Source organism: Acinetobacter lwoffii, assembly GCF_022809915.1.
GTDB classification, from domain to species: domain Bacteria; phylum Pseudomonadota; class Gammaproteobacteria; order Pseudomonadales; family Moraxellaceae; genus Acinetobacter; species Acinetobacter lwoffii_M.
Genome location: NZ_JALGQY010000024.1, coordinates 29,945 through 51,990, shown reverse-complemented (window position 1 = coordinate 51,990; position 22,046 = coordinate 29,945). Strand labels below are relative to the sequence as shown.

General features: G+C 42.6%; 17 protein-coding genes. 9 read left to right on the top strand and 8 right to left on the bottom strand.

Annotated elements, in window-relative coordinates; translation table 11 throughout:
* Nucleotides 1–337: 337 nt before the first annotated feature.
* Entirely contained in the window at nt 338–910 is a 573-nt protein-coding gene (locus tag MTX11_RS12140; RefSeq protein WP_004728951.1) for a peptidylprolyl isomerase A, read from the bottom strand.
* Between the two features lie 103 nt (nt 911–1,013).
* Between MTX11_RS12140 and MTX11_RS12135 the strand changes: the two genes are divergently transcribed.
* The gene (locus tag MTX11_RS12135; protein WP_243475210.1) at nt 1,014–1,688 is read left to right on the top strand and encodes an acetoacetate decarboxylase family protein; all 675 of its coding nucleotides are present in this window, start codon (nt 1,014–1,016) and stop codon (nt 1,686–1,688) included.
* A 70-nt stretch (nt 1,689–1,758) separates the two neighbouring features.
* Here the strand turns inward: MTX11_RS12135 and MTX11_RS12130 are convergent, their stop codons facing one another.
* A complete protein-coding gene (locus MTX11_RS12130) occupies nt 1,759–2,829 on the bottom strand; it encodes an alpha/beta hydrolase (RefSeq protein ID WP_004728955.1) in 1,071 nt (356 codons plus the stop codon).
* Nucleotides 2,830–3,046: 217 nt separating this feature from the next.
* Between MTX11_RS12130 and MTX11_RS12125 the strand changes: the two genes are divergently transcribed.
* The 6 genes from MTX11_RS12125 (at nt 3,047) to MTX11_RS12100 (ending at nt 9,598) form a co-directional block, all read left to right on the top strand.
* Nucleotides 3,047–3,547: a cell envelope integrity TolA family protein gene (locus MTX11_RS12125; protein WP_243475209.1), complete on the top strand. Its 501-nt coding sequence runs from the start codon at nt 3,047–3,049 to the stop codon at nt 3,545–3,547.
* Nucleotides 3,548–4,551: 1,004 nt separating this feature from the next.
* The gene (gene grpE, locus MTX11_RS12120) at nt 4,552–5,100 is read left to right on the top strand and encodes a nucleotide exchange factor GrpE (protein ID WP_004647116.1); all 549 of its coding nucleotides are present in this window, start codon (nt 4,552–4,554) and stop codon (nt 5,098–5,100) included.
* A gap of 118 nt (nt 5,101–5,218) precedes the next feature.
* Entirely contained in the window at nt 5,219–7,159 is a 1,941-nt protein-coding gene (gene dnaK / locus MTX11_RS12115; protein WP_243475208.1) for a molecular chaperone DnaK, read from the top strand.
* Nucleotides 7,160–7,305: 146 nt separating this feature from the next.
* On the top strand, nt 7,306–8,136 hold the full coding sequence (gene blaOXA, locus MTX11_RS12110) for an OXA-134 family carbapenem-hydrolyzing class D beta-lactamase (RefSeq protein WP_243475207.1): 831 nt from the start codon (nt 7,306–7,308) through the stop codon (nt 8,134–8,136).
* Between the two features lie 70 nt (nt 8,137–8,206).
* Nucleotides 8,207–9,115 (top strand): matrixin family metalloprotease, encoded by a 909-nt coding sequence (locus MTX11_RS12105; protein WP_243475206.1) that lies wholly within the window; start codon nt 8,207–8,209, stop codon nt 9,113–9,115.
* Nucleotides 9,116–9,220: 105 nt separating this feature from the next.
* On the top strand, nt 9,221–9,598 hold the full coding sequence (locus MTX11_RS12100) for a hypothetical protein (protein ID WP_016806936.1): 378 nt from the start codon (nt 9,221–9,223) through the stop codon (nt 9,596–9,598).
* 58 nt (nt 9,599–9,656) lie between these two features.
* Here MTX11_RS12100 and erpA read toward each other — a convergent pair whose 3' ends face one another.
* The 4 genes from erpA to MTX11_RS12080 form a co-directional block, all read right to left on the bottom strand.
* Nucleotides 9,657–9,992 (bottom strand): iron-sulfur cluster insertion protein ErpA, encoded by a 336-nt coding sequence (gene erpA / locus MTX11_RS12095; RefSeq protein WP_004281944.1) that lies wholly within the window; start codon nt 9,990–9,992, stop codon nt 9,657–9,659.
* 121 nt (nt 9,993–10,113) lie between these two features.
* On the bottom strand, nt 10,114–11,121 hold the full coding sequence (locus MTX11_RS12090; protein WP_243475213.1) for a putative solute-binding protein: 1,008 nt from the start codon (nt 11,119–11,121) through the stop codon (nt 10,114–10,116).
* Between the two features lie 194 nt (nt 11,122–11,315).
* Nucleotides 11,316–12,326, bottom strand: coding sequence for a putative solute-binding protein (locus MTX11_RS12085; protein WP_243475205.1), 1,011 nt, complete (start codon nt 12,324–12,326; stop codon nt 11,316–11,318).
* 254 nt (nt 12,327–12,580) lie between these two features.
* Nucleotides 12,581–13,585, bottom strand: a complete 1,005-nt coding sequence (locus MTX11_RS12080; protein ID WP_243475204.1) for a putative solute-binding protein — start codon at nt 13,583–13,585, stop codon at nt 12,581–12,583.
* A 217-nt stretch (nt 13,586–13,802) separates the two neighbouring features.
* Between MTX11_RS12080 and MTX11_RS12075 the strand changes: the two genes are divergently transcribed.
* A complete protein-coding gene (locus MTX11_RS12075) occupies nt 13,803–15,734 on the top strand; it encodes an ATP-binding cassette domain-containing protein (protein ID WP_243475203.1) in 1,932 nt (643 codons plus the stop codon).
* Between the two features lie 343 nt (nt 15,735–16,077).
* Complete coding sequence (locus tag MTX11_RS12070) at nt 16,078–17,241, top strand: zinc-dependent alcohol dehydrogenase (protein ID WP_001202407.1); 1,164 nt, start codon at nt 16,078–16,080, stop codon at nt 17,239–17,241.
* Nucleotides 17,242–18,424: 1,183 nt separating this feature from the next.
* Here MTX11_RS12070 and gyrB read toward each other — a convergent pair.
* Complete coding sequence (gyrB, locus tag MTX11_RS12065) at nt 18,425–20,896, bottom strand: DNA topoisomerase (ATP-hydrolyzing) subunit B (RefSeq protein ID WP_243475202.1); 2,472 nt, start codon at nt 20,894–20,896, stop codon at nt 18,425–18,427.
* Nucleotides 20,897–20,952: 56 nt separating this feature from the next.
* Nucleotides 20,953–22,032, bottom strand: coding sequence for a DNA replication/repair protein RecF (recF, locus tag MTX11_RS12060; protein WP_114541696.1), 1,080 nt, complete (start codon nt 22,030–22,032; stop codon nt 20,953–20,955).
* Between the last annotated feature and the right edge of the window lie 14 nt (nt 22,033–22,046).

Sequence of the window (22,046 nt, the reverse complement as noted above, 5' to 3'; positions counted from 1 at the left end):
AATCAATGAAAATAATTTCGATCAATCAACCAGTAAAAATCCACACAAGTTGTTCTTCATAATCTCTTAATGATCTTTCTAACACCTCGTCAGTGCCAGAAGCTGGACTTCGATAAACTCAACAACTCCGCCATTCTGCTTCGTTCGTTTCCGTCTATCTCGTCGGTATGTGCTCATTATAGGGCAATTTCTTACACGTGCAAGCGCTTTTAACGCACAGGAATCACGAGTGTTTTATTTTTATGCACCAAATTGGTTCAATTCCATACAATTCATTACATAAGTACATATTTTTAAAACAGAAATATAAATTAAATATTTCTGCTTTATTCTATGCCTAATTTTTTACGACTGGTGCTTTAATCGTCACACTGGTGATTTTTACAGGGTTCACCGGCACATTTTGATGCATTCCATAGTTTCGGGTCGGTACTTTGGCAATCTGATCGACGATATCCATACCTTTAGTGACCTTACCAAAGACTGTATAGCCGGCATTTCTAGCAGAACGATCCAGGAAATCATTATCGACCAGGTTCACAAAGAATTGTGCTCGGGCAGAATCCGGCTGATTGGTACGGGCCATGGCTAAAGTACCGCGTTTATTTTGCAGACCATTCGACGATTCGTTTTTAATGGGTGCTTTTGTATTGGCTTTTTCTTGCATGTTCACATCAAAGCCACCACCCTGCACCATAAAGCCTGGAATGACGCGGTGAAAAATCGTGTCCTTATAGAAGTTGCTCTTTACATAGCTTTCGAAGTTCTTTGCCGAGATTGGGGCTTTGTCATTGAAGAGTTCAATTTCAATATTTCCAGATGAAGTCTTCATCTCAATAATCGTATTTGCAGCAAAGCTTGGCAGACTGACCGCAGCAAGTGCGATGACACATAATGATTTCTTTAACATTTATTAACTCATCTACTTAGAAGTAATGGTTGTGAATGACTATATATTAATCTTTTATAACTCATAATGCAGTGACCTGCCGACTAAAGACAAGAGAATAAGAATGAAGCATGCATTATTACAGGAGCAAAATATCCACCAGTTTCCACCTTGGCGTTTGCAGGGTGAGAGTTTTATTCTGAATTATTGGTTGACCCCAAGCTTTATCGAGCAAGCAAAACAATTCCGGATCGCACCTTCTCCGCTGGGTCGTATGGTCCAAGTCTTGTTGGTGCGTTATCACACCTCGCCGATTGGCCCTTATGATGAGTTACTGATTCTAGATCATCCTTTAATTAGTAAACGGCGCCTCAGCTCGATTCCTAAAATTTATGTGTCTACCTATGAGTCTGTGGTACACGGTCAGCATTTATGGGGCATTCCCAAAGAACATGCGCAATTTGAATGGCAGGAAAAGGATCAGGAAGTGCTGTGTCAGATTCAGCATCAAAACCAGCATATGACGATTCGGCTGAAGAAAACTAAATCTGCACGCCAGTTCTACATTAATAGTCATCATATTCCAGCGTCTATGTTGAAAATCCAGCAAGCCTGGAAAGGGCAGCGTTTTCAGTTTAGTCCACAGTTCCGCGGTCACCTCTCCAAACTCTCGCAAGTAGAATGGCAAGATGCCGAAAATATATTTCCAGATTTTTCCAAAGCCAAATTGCTGCAAAGCTTTTATGTCCCCAAATTCAATCTGATCTTTCCTGAAGCGCAGATCAGCAGCAAAGTATAAGAACTGATAAAAACCTATCTACAAAAAAGGTGTTTCATGAGAAACACCTTTTTACATTCATGCCTTGGATTTAACTATTTTTGTCCCAAAATTTGCGGAAATTTTTGCTGATCTCAATCACATATTTTTTGGCACGGCGGGAGATCGGCGTCAGGTTAATAAAACCATGTGCCTGATCGGTATATTCATGATAATGAACACTCACGCCATTCTGACGTAGTTTATGTGCATAGATTGAACCTTCATCATGCAGGACATCATGACGTGCAGTAATCACATAACTTGGCGGCAAGTTTTGCAATTCACCATAGGTGGGTGAAATCAGCGGATCATCCAGTTCAATCTGATGGGTTTGGGCATACATTAAGGTCACCAGATCAATATCCTGTTCCGAAAGTACCAGTCCATCTTTATAGGCATAAAAAGAAGGATGGCGACTTTTAAAGTCGACCGCCGGATAAAGCAAAAGCTGTGCTCGTGCGGCATAAGATTTACCTGCACTGCGCTGTGCCACCACAGTAGCCAGATTTCCGCCCGCACTGTCCCCTGCTACGGCAATACGATTTTTATAGATTTTTAGTTGCTTACTATGCTGATGTGCCCAAGCCAAGGCATCTTCACAAACCTGTACCATCTGCAAGGGGCTAAATTCTGGCGTCAGCGGATAAGCCACGCTTAGCACCTGCACTTTGGCATGTACTGCCAGCAAGCGACAGAATTCATCATGGCTGTCCAGACCGCCCACCATAAATGCACCGCCATGATAAAAAATCACCATCGGCAACTTCTTTTGTGGAGCTGGATGATAATGCCGGGCAAAGATGCTGCCACTTTGCAAAGGCAGGCGCAGCTCTTCGATGACTTTGACAGTAGTTGGTTTAGCCGCGATCGCTTTCATGCGTGCATCAAACAATGTGCGCGAATGAGCCAGATCCTCACTGATAAAACTGCTATGCCCCTGTTTTATCTGGATGGCCATCAGGCATTTAACCAATGGATCTAAATCAGGATAAACATGAGGATAATCCAGAGCCTTAACTAATGCTTCCTGTGCAATGCCAGGTAAGCGGTCCAGCATACGCGCTGCCGTCCCTTGTCCCTTTTCCATCACACTTTTCAGAACCGGAGGATTCACAGTCATTATTTTTAGTCCTTATTCTCTTAATTCTTCATAGTTTCTACACGATTAGCGTTTCAGTGACCATATTCTTATATAAGTCTTAATATCAATGTACATATAGCTTCTACTCGATACGTTACCCTCATTTATAAAAGATGTCATTGATCGTTTAAAGGTTATTTTTGACGTACTTTTGCGAGCTTAAGTATATTTTTTATTACAAATCTGGAGGATGCCTATGGCTAGTAAAATTATAGCTTTGTCTTTGGCGACTGCATTTTTAGCTGTAGGCTGCGTCGCATTTCCTGGAGATGGTGGCTATTATGATGGCCGCTATGATCAGCGTTATGACCGTCGCTATGAACTGGACCGGCGTTATGAACAAGATCGTCGCTATGAGCGGCAACGCTGGGAATATGAACAGCAACGCAAACGTATTGAACTGGATCGACGTAAACAGGAATTACAACGTCGCAATTGGGAGCAGGATCGTAAAAGACAGTTAGAGCTGGATCGACGTAAAAGCCAACTGGAACGACAGCGCCATGAACAGCAACGTAAAAATATCATGACGCAACGGCAAAAACAGGCAGAGGCAGAACGTAAACGTCGTCAGGATCTGGAGCGTAAACGTGTAAAAGATCAACGCAGTAAAAAAGTCCAGCAAAACCGTTCTAATCAACGCTGGAATAACAACCGACGCCATCAGGAACAACGTTCACGCGATCGTCGTGATTAAGACTTGAATCACCCTCTCCACTAAAAGCCCAGACTGGGCTTTTTAAATGAAAAAAGATAATTGCCAGATAGACAAAAGCCCTAAAGAAAATTTCTTTAGGGCTTTTGCAGAGGGTTATGTTAAACGAACTTCCACTTCGCCTATGCTTCTCAGCAATTCAACCAGAACATCCTGTTCTCTATATAAGTTATCCTATCGGATCAACTTGCTCTCATGAAGCCGATATTCACCCGCTAAACTGTAAGTTTTATCTTACAAACCGCTAAAATAGAGACAACTCATTCAAACAAATTCAAAAAAGGTAAATTCTGGGCAAAAAAAAGGCTTATCTAGAGAACAGGATAAGCCACGAAAACACATTTCAAAATAAGAAGAAACTACAGCGATAGAATCTGGAATAAATATTAATCAAAAGTTCATTTATTGTGAAAGACTTTATTGCTTAGATATTAATCGTTTTTATATCTAATAAATAAACAGGCAAAAAAAAGCTGAGTCTCGGGGATGCTCAGCTTGAAAAAAGCAACTTTAAAATAGGGTAACAGCAACCTGGTTCGGCTCTCTTCTCTGAACAAGGTCGCTGTTAATAGAAGTATGATGTAATTTTTTTATCAACACTTAAAACGGATTAAAATTATCAATTCGATTCAAAAATACGATTATTCATTTTTTATATTGATTTTCAAATAATTAATTCTTGGATTTATTTGCGAATTAAATCTATTCAGCTCAAAATCCGGATTCATCGCTGCTGATGCCCGTATATTTTATTCTCATCCCATCCTGCTGTTATGTTCTGAATAGCTCGTTCTACTGTCCGCTGGATTCAGTATTTTGCATAAATCTTAAATTTAATCTGGGTCGACGCTTGAATTTTTACACCCTGCCCCGATTTCTTTAGGTAATCAAGAACTTCACAACCATGGCAGTTCAGCATAAACGCAGTGAACACTGAGGCCTAAGGACTGTACATGTTTAAGAACCCATTTAAACGGAGTAAATCAATGGCGACTGAGCAAAACGAGCAAGCTCAACAACTTGAGCAAGAGCAAGCGGAACAAGATACAGCGCAAACTCAAGCTGAAACCGAGCAGGCTGAAGTTTCCGTTGAGTCTTTACAAGAGCAGATTGCGCAGCTTGAAGGTGACTTGAAGTTAGAAAAAGCCCGTACCGCCAATGCAGTCTATGAAGCACAAAAAAGTGTTGAACGTATTCAGCGTGAATCTGAAAAGCATAAAGATACAGTTCTGGAAAAGTTCTCTAAAGAGCTTCTAGAAACAGTCGACAATCTGGAACGTGCCATTGTGGCTGCAGGTGAAGAGCAAACACCATTGCGTGAAGGTGTTGAACTGACCCTTAAATCTTTATTGCATACCTTGGAGAAATTTGGGGTTGTGGCAGTGGATACCAACAACGGTTTCAATGCTGACCTGCATCAGGCAGTCGGGATTGATCCAAATGCCAAAGCAAATGAAATTGGGACTGTTTTGCAAAAAGGCTACACGCTTAACAGTCGCTTATTGCGTCCTGCCATGGTGATGGTCGGCGCTTAAGCCAAATAAATTCGGGAGTTTGTGAAATTTTTCAAAAATTTTACTTGAAAAAAATCGAACGGCTCTCATATCGGATAACAAGTGTAAATCACAAAAAAATTTTAGAGGAAACATCCAAATGGCTAAAATCATTGGTATTGACTTAGGTACTACAAACTCATGTGTTGCAGTACTTGAAGGCGACAAAGTTAAAGTAATCGAAAACGCTGAAGGCGCGCGTACCACTCCATCTATTATTGCCTATAAAGATGGCGAAATTCTGGTAGGTCAATCTGCAAAGCGTCAAGCAGTAACGAATCCGAAAAATACATTGTTCGCGATCAAACGTTTGATCGGTCGTCGTTATGAAGACCAAGCGGTACAAAAAGATATCGGTCTGGTTCCTTACAAAATCATCAAAGCTGACAACGGTGATGCTTGGGTTGATGTCAACGACAAAAAATTGGCGCCACAACAGGTTTCTGCTGAAATCTTGAAAAAGATGAAGAAAACTGCTGAAGATTACCTGGGCGAAACCGTAACTGAAGCTGTTATTACTGTTCCTGCTTACTTCAACGATGCACAGCGTCAAGCAACTAAAGATGCAGGTAAAATTGCAGGTCTAGAAGTTAAACGTATCATCAACGAGCCAACTGCTGCTGCACTTGCGTTCGGTATGGACAAAAAAGAAGGCGACCGTAAAATCGCGGTTTACGACTTGGGTGGTGGTACTTTCGACGTTTCAATCATTGAAATTGCTGACCTTGATGGCGACCAGCAAATCGAAGTATTGTCGACTAACGGTGATACATTCCTAGGTGGTGAAGACTTCGATAACGCGTTAATCGAGTTCCTGGTTGAAGAGTTCAAGAAAGAACAAAACTTTAACCTGAAACAAGATCCACTGGCGTTACAGCGTTTAAAAGAAGCTGCTGAGAAAGCGAAGATCGAACTTTCATCTTCAAACGCAACTGAAATCAACCTTCCATACATCACTGCTGATGCGACTGGTCCTAAACACTTAGTGATCAACGTAACACGTGCAAAACTTGAAGGTCTAGTTGCTGACCTGGTTGCTCGTACGATTGAACCTTGCCGTATTGCGCTTAAAGATGCAGGTCTTTCGACTTCTGACATCTCTGACGTAATCCTGGTGGGTGGTCAGTCTCGTATGCCAATGGTTCAACAGAAGGTTCAAGAATTCTTCGGTAAAGAGCCACGTAAAGACGTAAACCCTGATGAAGCAGTCGCAATGGGTGCTGCGATTCAAGGTGCGGTACTTTCAGGTGACAAAACTGACGTACTTTTACTTGACGTAACTCCGTTGACACTTGGTATTGAAACCATGGGTGGCGTGTTGACTGCAATCATCGAGAAAAACACCACGATTCCTGCGAAGAAATCTCAAGTGTTCTCAACTGCTGCGGACAACCAGCCTGCTGTAGACATTTCAGTTTATCAAGGTGAACGTAAAATGGCGCAGCAAAACAAACTGTTAGGTAACTTCCAGTTAGGCGACATTCCACCTGCGCCACGTGGTGTGCCACAAATTGAAGTATCTTTCGACATCAACGCTGATGGTATCTTGAAAGTATCTGCGAAAGACAAGAGCACTGGTAAAGAGCAATCGATCCAGATTAAAGCAAACTCAGGTTTGTCTGATGCTGAAATCGAAGCAATGATCAAAGATGCTGAAGCGAATGCTGAAGAAGACCGTAAGTTTGAAGAGCTTGCAAAAGCTCGTAACGAAGCGGATGCTTTAGTTGCTTCTTCACAAAAAGCAGTGAAAGATCTTGGCGAGCAAGTGACTGCAGACGAAAAAACTGCAATCGAAACTGCGGTTTCTGAGCTTGAAGCTGCAACTAAAGAAAATGACGTTGAAGACATCAAAGCGAAAACTGAAGCGCTGCAAAACATCATCATGCCAATTACACAACGTGCATATGAAGCAGCTCAAGGCCAAGGCGGTGCGCAAGGTTTTGATCCAAACGCATTCCAAGGCGGCGAAGGTCAAGCTCAAAAAGTGGATGACGGCGTTGTAGATGCTGAGTTCACTGAAGTAAAAGATGACAAAAAATAATTTGTCGCTTTAACTGAAAAAACCGCGCGAAAGCGCGGTTTTTTTATGTCTCGACTTAAAAGAATAAAATAAAAATTACTAAAATTTGATCGTATTTTCAGGAAAAGCTGTTTAAGTTAAATCCAACATTAAAATACCCTGAACCCATGAGAATTCTGATTTTGCTGCCTTTACTTAGTTGCTTGGGCCTGACAGCGTGTAGCCTGCCCGTTTCATCTCTCCTATCTCAAAGCACTTCGACTCAATCGACTCAAGCCATTGCCCAATTATTTGATCAGGCGCAAAGCGCGGGTGTTCTAGTGATTCAGCGTGGTCAACAGATACAGGTTTATGGTAATGATTTAAGCCGTGCAGATACCGAATATGTTCCCGCCTCTACTTTTAAAATGCTCAATGCCCTGATTGGCCTGCAACATGGCAAAGCCACAACCAATGAAATTTTTAAATGGGATGGCAAGAAACGCAGTTTTGCAGCCTGGGAAAAAGACATGACTCTCGGCGAAGCCATGCAAGCTTCTGCTGTACCCGTGTATCAGGAACTGGCACGTCGCATTGGCCTTGAATTGATGCAACAGGAAGTACAACGCATCCAATTTGGTAATCAGCAGATTGGTCAACAGGTCGATAACTTCTGGCTGGTAGGCCCTTTGAAAGTTACTCCAAAACAGGAAGTCCAATTTGTTTCTGCGTTGGCCCGAGAGCAACTGGCCTTTGATCCTCAAGTCCAGCAACAAGTCAAAGCCATGTTATTTTTACAGGAGCGGAAAGCTTATCGACTATATGTCAAATCCGGTTGGGGCATGGATGTGGAACCGCAAGTCGGCTGGCTCACCGGCTGGGTTGAAACACCGCAGGCTGAAATCGTGGCATTTTCACTCAATATGCAGATGCAAAATGGTATAGATCCGGCGATCCGCCTTGAAATTTTGCAGCAGGCTTTGGCCGAATTAGGGCTTTATCCAAAAGCTGAAGGATGATGCAAATAAGCATGGGAAAGGCATTAAAATTAAGCTATATTTTTAAAAAATAGACATTTAAATAAAAAATATGCGTCTTCTGCTCTGTCTGCTCGTAGTGGGATTGATCATGTCTGCCTATCTACATATGCAGGCCCAAACCCATCCTCAACTGCGCTATAACTCGCTGGCTTATCGCTTGACGCATCCTTTCGATACACGCTTACGTTTCCGAATTGATCAGGTCGATTCAGGCTTTGGACTAAGTAAAGATCAAGTCATTCAACTGAGCAAGGAAGCGATCGAAATCTGGCATCAGGGAAGCAATCGTGATGATTTGATGGTCTATGATGAAAATGCCAGGCTGAGTATTCACCTGATCTATGATCAACGCCAGCAAGACTATGATGCCTTGAAGAAAGTCGAAAAACAGTTGCTGGCAGATGACGCCAAGTATCAACGTCAGGTCAAAAATCTGGAAGCATCCCATCAGCATCTGGAAAGTCAGCAGCAACGCCTGATCCAGCAAAGAGATCAGATGAATAGTGAATTTCAGGCCTTACAGCAACGACGCCGTCAGCCAAATTTATCTGCTTATGAACATGAGCAGATTGAATATGAGGTTTTGGCTTTACAGCGCAAATCGGAAAGTTTTCAACGGGAACTTCAGTACCTTCAGGAACAGCAAAGTTCCTTTAATATGAATGTTTCCATGCATCAACATGGTCTGCAAAACCATCAGCAGAATATCATTCAAGCCCAACAGCGTTTCCCTGCCCGCGAATTTCATAAAGGCGTGTTTATGGGTGATCAAATTCATGTCTATCAGTTTGATGCAGAAGATGATCTCCGTCTGACTCTGGCACATGAACTCGGACATGCCTTGGGGCTGTATCACCATAATGACCCGGAAGCACTGATGTATCCGGTGCTGGGTAAACAGAATCTGCAACACTTCCAGCTGCGACCTGCAGACAAGACCTTGCTTTATAACCGTTAAGTGATCAGCTTGAATTCCCTAATTAATTTAAGTGTATAAGTATTATAAAAAACACTCTATTCTGATTTCATGTTATTGTGATTGGCTACATTGTTCAGGCCATCTTTGGAGATTCGTGTGAGTTACTACCATATTTTAATTGAAGTAAATGACCACATTAGTACGATTGATGAAACCCGTGATATCGAAATCTTTGATATCGAGGACATCCAACCCTATCTTCATTCGATTTTGCTGCCTTATTTCAATGAACAACTGATTGAACTCGACGATGAAAATCTGGAATATAAAGATATTCTGCATCTGGAAATCAAACAGACCTTATTACCGATCAATGACCTGATCGAAGAAGAACAGCGTCTGTTGCCAAGCGATACCGACATTACCATTAGCGCCTATGAAATTTTCAATAACCGCGAGTTGAGTCAGGATGTCACTACCGTGATCTTTGACCTGCTTGAAGCGGTAAAACTGGATAGCTAAACGTTCTTCCAGATATAAAAAAGTCCTCATTGAGAGGACTTTTTTTTTGTGCATGGATTTAGATCGAGAATGAAGATCCACAACCACAGGTCGTGGTCGCATTCGGGTTTTGTACCACAAAACGTGAACCTTCCAGACCTTCTAAATAATCTACCACCGAACCGACCAGATATTGATAACTCAATGAATCGACCAGGACTTTAACATCGCCATTGGCAAATTCTGCATCATCTTCATTCTGGCTTTCTGCAAAATTAAAGCCATAAGAGAAACCTGAACAGCCGCCACCGGTCACATAGACACGGAGCATTAAGTCTTGGTTACCTTCACTGTCACGCAACTGGCGTACTTTATTTGCGGCATTGTCGGTGAGCACAAGCGCTTGGGCATTCATGGCGGATTCCTCTGTTGAATGGAATGTCTTTAAAAAGAAAAGACCACGTTTAAGTATAGCACACTCAATATATGGTCAGTCTCTACAGATTAAAAGTCAAATCAGAGTAATTTTATCAGGATTATTTGTAGTTCTCATCCTGTAAGGCACATTCAAAGTTTTTCGGGTTCTGTTTGCAGCGGAATTGCCATAACAATTTCATCATACGTTTGTCATAAACACCGCGTTTGGTCAGGTCAATTCGGGAATCCCGCATCATTTTCTGGTAACCCGGTTTGTCTGCAGCAGGAATATCCATCCAGTATTTTGCTGGAATGTCCGCTTTCATTTTCCCCAAAATACCAAAGGCACGCGGTAACTGACTTCTCACCCATTCACGTGATTTTTGTCCATAACCTGCCGGAAATTTATCTGGACGGATAATGATATTACCAGTGACCTGCAACACCGGATAATTCACAATCGCGCCTTTGCTACCCAGACCTTTATGTAATTCCAGCGGTTTAAATACTGCTGCTGGTGCACCAATAATATCCACCTGGCCATTGTTAAACTTGGCACCAAAATTGGTGACATCGGCACTCACCGCTTGTGCACCGATCTGCTGAACCATGATTTTTTGTGCTTCATCATAATCAAGTACGGCAATTTTTTTACCGGCTGCTTTGGCAACGGTATTAATACTGCGGTCGTTCACTAACAGAAAAGCATCACCTACAGGAATGACACCGACCACTTCATATTTGCCTTGCAGCATATGTTTGGCAAAGGTTGGACTGGTCAGTCCCTGCATCACTTTAACTGCCAGATTCAGATCTGGAATTGCGCCAATGGCATCAAGTGAACCAGTAAAATTATTAAACTGACGGCCACGCATCCCGGTCACACTAATGCCGTCACATTTTCCAGCTTTAAAATCTTCTGCAACTACGGCTTCATTGGTGTTCACTCGCAGTTCGATATCTGCACCCCAGTTTTTGGCCACCAACTGATAGTCTTTCATCACACTATAGACATCACCATTTTTACCGACCAGATCAAATACGCAAATCACCTGTTTGGCTTGTGCCAGACCTGAAGCAGTCAGTGTCGCCGTAGCCAATGCCAGTGCTTTCCATCCTCTATGCATCATCCTCATTTCCTTATCGCTTGTTTTTGTTATTGCACTTTTAGTCACATGTGATTGTTTTTTATATAAAACATGCGAATTTAATATTTAGCTCAAGCTTAAGCTATTTTATTCGCTGCACAATGGCAGATCTGACCTGGTTCAGCCATAAAAAAAGCCTAGATCAATCTAAGCTTTTTTCTTTAAAAATCAGATTATTCGCCAGCAGTTGAACATTCAAAGTTGGCCTTATCGACAGAACAGCGTGCACGTTTTAAGACCGACATCATGCTGGCATCATAGATTCCGCGTTTGGTCATATCCATCCGGCCATCACGTAACATTTTCTGATACTTGGTTTTATCTTCAGCGCTCAGATTCATTTTATATTTCGACGGAATACCCGCTTCCAGACGGCTGATCATCCCCATGCTCTTTGGCAGGTTTTTGATAAACCAGTCACGCGATTTCTGTCCAAAACCTGCGGGGAATTTTTCCGGACGAATCACAAAATCAGAGGTGACATGCAGCACTGGGAAATTAAACATTGCGCCGTTGTTACCCAGACCTTTATAGATTTCTAATGGCTTGTAGGCATAAGCAGGTGCACCGACCATATCCACCTGACCATTGTTAAATTTGGCGACAAAGTTAGAAACATCGGAGATCACTGCCTGCGCACCGACGCGCTGTACCATGATTTTCTGGGCATCGTCATAGCCGAGTACGGCGAATTTCTTCCCTGCGGCTTTTTCAATCGAATTGATATTCTTGTCACGAACAAAAATAAATGCTGAACCCAACGGTGAAATACCGGCAATTTCGTATTTTTTGCCGCCCATATTACTGACCATTTTCGCTGCATTACGTTTGTCCAGAGCAAAACTGATCGCACGCTGGGCAATGGCATTACTTGGTGCACCGCCCAGTGCATCAATAGAACCGGCAAATTTATTGTATTGACGGGCACGCATGGCTGTCATAAACACACCATCACATTTACCGGCCTTGAAGTCATTGTCGGCAACCGCTTCATCCTGACGGGCAATCAGATTGATTTCTGCGCCCCAGCCTTTTGCAGCCAGTGCCCATTCTTGCGCCATCTGGAAAGACTCACCGGATTTACCCAGTAAGTCAAACACACAGATATCGACTTTTTCTGCATGCGCCGCACTTGCAAAACCAAATGCAGAGAATGCAGCCAATGATAAGAGTGTTTTTTTCATTGTAGTTATCCTTTGAAATCTTGTTATTCGCTGAGTGTCCATACACGGGACAAATATTAAGCAAGTTTAATTAAAAAAAATAGAGCATTTACTCCATTTAAAACCGGCATTTTGGCCTATAAAGATAAATCAGTATTATTTGCATAGATTATTTTTAAATATATATTTAAATATCAATATCTTAATATTTAAAACTGCTTTCTTATAATTACATTTACCCAGATATAGTTACAAAGATATACATGATTTCAGATTTATTCACCACCAATCGAACACTCAAAATTGGTTCGTTCAACTGTACAACGCGCGCGTTTCAATACATTCATCATGCCCTGATCATAAATCCCCTGCCGGGTTAAATCGATCCGCCCATCACGCAAAATCTTTTGATAGGCCACGCGGTCTTCACGGCTTAGATTCAAAATATATTTGCTTGGAATCTCAGCTTCCATGCGCTTGACCATGGCAAAGCTGCGCGGTAACTGTTTTACAAACCAGTTTCGGGATTGTGCGGCAAAGCTTGCCGGGAACTTTTCCTGACGAATAATCAGATCGGCAGTGACATTAATTACCGGAAAATTAATCATTGCGCCTTGACGGCCTAGTCCTTTCTGTAATTCCAGTGGTTTAAATGCATAAGCCGGTGCAGCGACAATATCCACTTCGCCCTGATTAAACTTACGAATAAAATTGGAAATTTCTGACATGACCGGTACGGCTTCAATCCGGTCGACCATGATTTTTTGCGCATAGTCATAATGCAGCACGGCAAATTTCTTGCCTTTGACCTGTTCCAGTTTATTTAGAGTACGATCACGAACAAAAATATAGGCTGGGCCAATCTGACCAATACCCGCCACTTCGAATTTTTCTTTGCCAATCTGGGTGATCAGGCGTTTGCTATTGCGTTTATCCAGTACATAGCTGATGGCTTTCATGGCAATGTCATTATTCGGCACGCCGCCAATCGCATCAATCGATCCGGCAAATTTATTATAGGCGCGGGCACGCATCGAAGTCATATAGAAAGCATCACATTTTCCTGCTTTGACATCCTGATCGACCTTGGCTTCATCCTGATAGGCGTTTAGCTGAATTTCGGCACCCCAGCCTTTTGCTGCCATTGCCCATTCCTCCAGCAGCTTGTAAGACTCACCAGATTTCCCCAGCAAATCAAAAACACAGACATTCACTCTGGCTTGAGTTGAAGTCGACACTAAAAGACCCAGTGCCGACAAAATTAAATATCCCTTTTTCATTTTTATTTGACTCTATGGTATTTTTTGCTCCATCAGCCTGAACTATAAACCACTGTTCATGCATAAAATAGAGCTTTTACTCAACTTATGCGTCCACCCTAGATCAATTGACAGAGGTGAAAAGCACACTCATTTCAGCAAAAACGGTAAGATTTTTCATTTTCACAGGGCTTTCCTTTAGAATAGGCGCATCTTATTTCTTAGCTTTGATTTCTCAATGATTCAGTTAGACCAGTTATCTATACGTCGCGGTGGACGTGTTTTATTTCAAAAAGCGTCGATGCAGTTACACCCAGGATGGAAAATTGGCCTAACCGGTGTCAATGGTGCTGGAAAATCAACCCTGTTTTCAGCCTTGCTCGGCGGCATGGAATCGGACACCGGTTCGCTGACCCGACCTGCGGTATGGACCGTAGCGCATATGGCTCAGGAAATCAAAGCACTGAATATGAAAGCCATTGATTTCGTCTTGTCGGGCGATGAAGAATACTGGGATATTCAGCAGAAACTCGATCAACCGGATCAACTGGATGATGCAGAACTGGCTCATTTATATGGCCGTTTTGATGAAATTTCAGGTTATTCTGCTCCTGCCAAAGCCTCGCAGCTGATGGCGGGTCTGGGCTTCTTTGAACATCAATCACAGCTGGATGTTTCAAGTTTTTCCGGTGGCTGGCGTATGCGTTTGAATCTGGCACGTACCCTGATGAGCCGATCAGACTTACTGCTCCTCGATGAACCAACCAACCATCTGGACCTGGACGCAATTCTCTGGCTCGAAGACTGGCTGAAAGCCTATGAAGGTACGCTGGTACTGATTTCGCATGACCGGGACTTCCTCGATGCGATTACCGATCACATTTTACATATCGAAAATCAGGAACTGATTTTATATACCGGTAACTATTCGACTTTTGAGCGCACCCGTAGTGAGCGTTTAGCGCAGCAGCAACAGGCGTATGAAAAGCAGCTGGAAACCCGCGCGCATCTGCAAAAATATATTGACCGTTTTAAAGCACAAGCGACCAAAGCCAAACAGGCACAGAGCCGGATCAAACAGCTGGAACGTATGCAGGAACTATCTGCTGCCCATGTCGATACACCATTTACTTTCAGTTTCCGCGAACCGACCAAAATGAGTTCGCCGTTATTGCAACTGGAACATGCCGATATTGGTTATGGCGACAAGCTGATTATTACCAATGTAAATTTACAGATCACGCCCAACAGCCGGATCGGTTTGCTTGGGATGAATGGTGCAGGTAAATCCACGCTGATTAAATCGCTGGTCGGTGACCTGAAACTGATTCAGGGCCTGCGTAAAGATTCAGAGCTACTGAATATTGGTTATTTTGCCCAGCATCAAATGGATGCACTGGATGGTAATGCCAGCCCAATGTTACAGCTGGCACGTATCGCAGATAAAAAAATCAGTGAAGCCAGTCTACGCTCCTTCTTGGGTAGTTTCGGTTTTAGTGGCGAACGTATGGATACGCCAAGCGAAAGCTTCTCAGGCGGTGAACGTGCACGTTTGGCCCTAGCACTGATTGTTTGGCAGCGTCCGAATGTACTGATTCTGGATGAGCCGACCAACCATTTAGACCTGGATATGCGTCATGCACTGACTATGGCTTTACAAGATTTTCAGGGCGCGGTAGTTCTAGTTTCGCATGAACGTCAGCTCATCGCCAGCGTCTGTGATGAACTGCTACTGGTACATAATGGTCAATGCCGTGAGTTTGATGGTGATCTTACTGCCTATGCTGACTGGTTACGCCAAGCCCGTATTGAGATGATTAAAAATGGGCAAAAGCCAGCAGAACCGGTGAAATCCCAAGTTGAAGTCAAACCGACTATTTCCAAACTGGACAAGGAAGCACAACGTAAGGAAGCTGCTCGCCAGCGGGAACTAAGTCGTCCGATTCGCAAGAATATTGAAAAATGCGAAGCACAGATGGCCAAACTACAGCCGCGACTGATTGAAATTGAAAACCTGCTGGGTGACAGTGCTTTATACGAAGCATCACGTAAAAATGATTTGCTGAAACTGATGAATGAGCAAACCGAGCTAAAAGCCAAACTGGAAACAGCCGAAGAACAGATGCTGGAACTGATGATGGAACTGGAAAGTCTGGAACAGTCGTTCTAAATCCCTTTTAGTAAGATTCAAGATAAGAAAGATGAGTAACCAGCGTTGCTCATCTCTTTTTTATTCACTATTTTTAATATTTTCTCTTACCTTTTCATCTTTATATTTTTTCATTTACGTCTAGATGTTTCTTTAATCCCGTTCTTTTCTATTCATTCGACACATAAGGTCACGAATTACGTAAACCCTATATAAGTTTATTTTTTAAACAGTTGAATGCCTTATTTCATACATTAATTTACAGCACACTGTTTCCTCCTAAGGCTCTAATACAAGTGTTTTTTAATTTTTGGCAGCCTTGCTACGAGTCTGTTTAATGTTGAACTAGAGAGAGGAAATCCGCATGCGTGCTCTTACCTATCATGGTGCTCGGGATGTACGAGTTGAATCCGTTCCAGATCCAGTGATTCAGGAACCAGATGACGTTATTTTAAGGGTGACAGCCACCGCCATCTGTGGCTCAGATCTGCATTTATACCGGGGCAAAATCCCAGCTACTGAAGACGGTGATATTTTCGGCCATGAATTTATGGGAATTGTAGAAGAAGTCGGCCCTGAAGTAACCGAAGTCAAAAAAGGTGACCGGGTGATTATTCCCTTTGTGATTGCATGCGGTCACTGTTTTTTCTGTGAACATGAACTCATGGCTGCCTGTGAAAATACCAATACTGGCCGTGGTGCAATTCTCAATAAAAAACAGATTCCACCAGGTGCAGCTTTATTTGGCTTTAGCCATCTGTATGGGGGTATACCGGGTGGTCAGGCCGAATATGTGCGGATTCCCAAGGGCAATGTCGGACCATTTAAAGTACCAGGTTCCCTGCCTGATGAAAAAGTATTATTCCTGACCGATATTCTGCCAACCGCGTGGCAAGCAGTAAACAATGCCCAAGTCGGTCGAGGTTCCAGTGTCGCCATTTATGGCGCTGGCCCGGTCGGTCTTCTGGCTGCTGCCTGCGCACGGATGCTCGGTGCCGAGCAGATCTTTATGGTCGATCACCATCCTTACCGTTTGCGTTTCGCACATCAAACCTATGGGGTGATTCCGGTCAATTTTGATGAAGTCGATGCCGCTGAATTTATTATTCAAAATACCACGGGTTATCGTGGAGTCGATGCCGTCATTGATGCGGTCGGTTTTGAAGCCAAAGGCAGCATGCTGGAAACCGTAATGACCAACCTGAAATTAGAAGGTTCGAGTGGTTCAGCGCTAAGACAATGTATTGCAGCGGTCCGCCGCGGCGGTGTGGTGAGTGTACCTGGAGTTTATGCCGGTCCAATTCATGGCTTCCTGTTTGGTGATGCCTTTGACAAAGGTTTAACCTTTAAAATGGGGCAAACCCATGTACATAACTACTTGCCGCAGTTGCTAGAACATATTGAAAATGGAGATCTGTCTCCAGATCTGATTATTACCCATCGCATGAAACTGGAAGATGCTGCGGAAGGTTACCGTATTTTTGATAAAAAGGAAGAAGACTGCCGTAAAGTCATTCTAACGCCATAAATATGATTAAAAAAAAAGCGTCGTCAGGCGCTTTTTTATTTTTCATTGTCATTTTATCAATTCTCCTTTTCCTGTTTTAAGCAATAAGATTTCAGCAACCCCCTCCCTCTTTTCTATTGAGTAATGAAAGAAGTTCCCGATTTTCAATAATGAAATCAAGAAATAACTCAAAAATGAGAAATAAAAAAGTTAAGCAAAAATCGATAAAAGTATGATTCTGAAATAAAAATGAAAGTTCACTTGATTGTTAAATTAATTATGTAGTTTAGCTACATCCTGAATTTTTAATTAAAAATATGTTCCACGCCAATGATTAGAGAAACTACACTATATTTTCAAGCATATAATTTATAATAATTTTTTTATTTTAAAACCAATCCAAGGAATAGTCTGGTCATACTAGCAATATATCGCCAAATCCCTTTTAAATTTAAAATGCTATTTTAAATTTAAAACCATTTATCCACAAGCCAAGAGGGTTTAAATTTGAATTTAAAATAAAGAATTAATACGTGGATTAAAGCTTGCGGAAAAATACTATCTTATTCACATAAAAATTATGGATAACTTTAGAGTTATCCACATCTCTGATCAGGCTTTCTAGATGCTTGAAGCAATATTATTCACGTATTATTTAGCGTATTAGACCAAGTTTCTTATAAGCTATTGAAAATTTAAAATTTAGTTTTAGCAGCTTTTTATTTATTTTTGAGATATTGGATCTTCTGAATAGGCGATTTATTATTTTTTAGTCGCATCCACCTAAAGTATTCGATCTGTTTTTATTACACGCATCTTTAAATACCACTTTGACTGATCCAGTTTTCACCTAGTGTCGTTAACTGCATGCAAACTTCTCATCGTATAAAGAACGTCTTTCTACCTCACTTTCCTATTCAAAAATTATTTTAGAAGTTCTGATGCAGATCATTTTTATAACGATAGATTCACTCCAGATTTCAGGTATTCTCCCGAGTTGGTAATCTCTATACATAAACCCTTTCTTAGAGTCGATTTGGCTTACTCAACTTGGCTTTTTAAAACCTAAATGAACCCGTTCCATATCTAAAAATCGGTCCAAAATTACTTTATTTTGCCTAGCTCACAGGATATGAGTAAAAAAATTGGTCTAAAAAAAGCGCCTCGAAAGGCGCTTTTTTATATCTGATTTTATCCTGAAGGGTTATGCATCAATATCTGCATTCAAGGCATTTTCTTCAATGAAAGCACGACGTGGTTCTACGTCATCGCCCATCAAGCAAGAGAACATACGATCCGCTTCAATCGCATCGGTAACTGTCACTTGCAGCATGTTACGGTTGTCTGGATCCATGGTGGTTTCCCACAACTGTTCCGCATTCATCTCGCCCAGACCTTTATAGCGCTGGATCATCATGCCACGACGTGAGTCCTGCAAGATATGTTGCCAAACCTGATGGAAATTGCTGACCTGAATCTTGCGATCGCCTTTTTGCAAATATGCACCATCTTCAAGCAGACTAAACCAGCTCTTTGAATTCTTTAATAAACGTGCATATTCACTTGAACCTAACAGTACTGAGTCTAACAGGTAGCTATGTGGCAAGTTATGTACATAGATCGTGATACGTGGCAACCAGCTTGCAGTTTTTTGACCATCTGCCAGTTCTTTTTCAAAACGCTCCAGGATTAATTCTGGACGTAATGTTGGCTGAATGGCTTCAATCGCTGCACGCAGATTCTCACCCCATGTTTCCACATAGGTTTTGTCTTCCAGCTGATCCAGCTTAAAACCTTCCAGTGAAAGTAGTGCATCAAGCAGACTCGCAGGATAACGCTGGGTCAAACGTGCCAAGCTCTTCTGGGAAGTCTGATAATCAGCAATCACATTTGCCAGTGCTTCACCACGAATCGCAGGCGCTTCTGCACTGATATGCAGTTCCAGCTCATCAATCGCATTCGAAATTAGGTAAGTTTCCAGTGCATCATTGTCCTTGATGTACTGTTCCTGCTTGCCTTTTTTCAGCTTGTACAGTGGTGGCTGGGCAATATAGATATGACCACGTTCCACAAGTTCTGGCATTTGACGGAAGAAGAAGGTCAACAGCAGCGTACGGATGTGTGAACCATCGACGTCAGCATCGGTCATGATGATGATTTTATGATAACGCAGTTTGTCCGGATTATATTCCTCACGACCAATACCACAGCCGAGTGCGGTAATCAGCGTACCGACTTCAGCAGAGGAAATCATACGGTCAAAACGGGCACGTTCCACATTCAGGATCTTACCTTTCAGTGGTAAAATCGCCTGCATTTTACGGTTACGACCTTGCTTGGCTGAACCACCTGCAGAATCACCCTCGACCAGGTACAGTTCAGACAAAGCTGGATCTTTTTCCTGACAATCGGCCAGTTTGCCTGGAAGACCGGCAATATCCAGCGCACTCTTACGACGTGTCATTTCACGTGCTTTACGCGCTGCATCACGCGCACGTGCTGCATCAATGATCTTGCCAGCAATCGCTTTGGCTGCTTGTGGATTTTCCAATAAATATTCAGAAAATGCCTTGTTCATGGCCTGTTCAACAGCCGTTTTCACTTCACTCGACACCAGTTTTTCTTTGGTCTGTGAAGAGAATTTTGGATCAGGTACTTTGACTGACACGATGGCAGTCAGGCCTTCACGCGCATCATCACCCGATACCGCAACTTTTTCCTTTTTCAGGATATTTTCGCTGTCCATGTAGTTGTTTAAACCACGGGTCAACGCAGCACGGAAACCGGCCAAATGCGTACCACCATCCTTTTGCGGGATGTTGTTGGTAAAGCAACGTACATTTTCCTGATAAGAATCATTCCACTGTAATGCAACTTCTACCGTAATGCCGTTGTCAGCCTGCGCAGCAGTAAAATGAAAAATATCATTCAGGTGAGTTTTGCCTTCGTTAATATATTTAACGAACTCAGACAGACCACCTTCATAATCAAAGACATGCTCAGCATTAATGCGTTCGTCACGCAGCACAATACGTACACCCGCGTTCAGGAACGACAGTTCACGCAAACGACGCGCCAAAATATCAACATTAAAAATGGTCTGACTGAACGTCTCGGCACTTGGCCAGAAACGGACACGAGTACCGGTTCTATCGGTATCGCCCACTACTTTTAATGGATATTGAGAATCGCCATGACGGTATTCTTGTTCATGAATTTTACCGGCACGGTGAATGGTCAATTCGAGTTTTTCAGACAGCGCATTCACCACTGAAACACCGACACCATGCAGACCGCCAGACACTTTATAACTGTTGTCGTCGAACTTACCACCGGCATGCAGAATGGTTAAAATCACCTCTGCTGCAGACACACCTTCTTCAGGGTGAATGTCAGTCGGAATACCACGACCATTATCAGAAACTGAAACCGATTCATCTTCATGGATGGTGACTATAATTTCATCACAGTGGCCCGCCAAGGCTTCGTCAATCGAGTTGTCGACTACTTCGAACACCATGTGGTGCAGGCCTGTACCATCGTCTGTGTCACCAATGTACATGCCCGGACGCTTACGTACTGCGTCTAAACCACGTAATACCTTGATGCTAGAGGAATCATAAGCCTTTTCAATGGTTTGTTCTGTTTGAGAAGCAGCTTGATCTTCTGAACTCATGGTTTCTCCCTAGTGAAAAATAGGTCTATCCAAAGATGGGTAAAACTCAAAAAATATTATTGCACAACTTGAACTGTACCGTTTTCAACACTGAATAACTGATATGAGATAGACAAATCATGTAAGTGCTTTTGTACTGATTCATGGTCTAAGGTGGTAATAAAAACTTGACTACCAAGTTGGCTCAATCGCTCAATTAAACGTTGTTGTGCGGTTAAATCTAATTCTGCTGTCACATCATCTAATAATACCACAGTTTCCTTATTACAAGAATGTAGCATTGCGATTTGCGACAGTTTTAGTGCGATCATCAGCAGCTTTTTCTGCCCGCGCGACAGGATCACATCAGCATCCCCCATCGGGGTCTTTAAACGCAAATCTGCGCGATGTGGGCCATATTCGGTATAGCGTCGCTCACAGTCTTTTTCATGCTGGTTGGTCAGATCATTTAGCAGGCCGGTTTCACTATGAAAGCCCGGACTGTATTCCAGACTGACTTGCAATTCAGGTAATAACTGTTTCAGATCATCTTCAAAAAATGGCTTCCATTGTTCCACAATCCCGACACGTTGCGAGTGCAGGATTTCACCATATTCACTCAGCATCTGGTTCCACGGTTCCAGATCAGACAGACTGAGAAAGCGTTTGCTTTTGAGCAGACTATTTCGCTGTTTCAGCGCACGAGAATAATATTGCCAGGCATGATAAAACTCTGGTTCCACGTGGAACATTAACCAGTCAAGGAGTTGGCGTCGTGGTTTAGCACCATGATCGATAATATCGGTGCTTTGCGGATCAATCAGCTGCAAGGGCAACAGTTTGGCCAGCTGTCCCTGGGTTGCGACCAGATCACCATTGACCTTGATCAGTTGCTCCCCGCTGGCCATTTTTTGCATGCCAATTTTTTCAGTCGCAGACTGTGCAAATACAATCGCATCCTGCGCGCCATGCTGGATATAATTTTTGGGAATATGAGTACGGAAGGAACGACCGGCAGCCAGTAAATGAATCGCCTCTAAAATCGAGGTTTTACCTGAACCATTTTGCCCATAAAAAACATTAAACGGCTGCAATCCGTGGAGAGCAACCGTCTTTAAATTCCGCACACGCTCAATATGTAAACGCGTAATATGCATGTCTTATATGAATA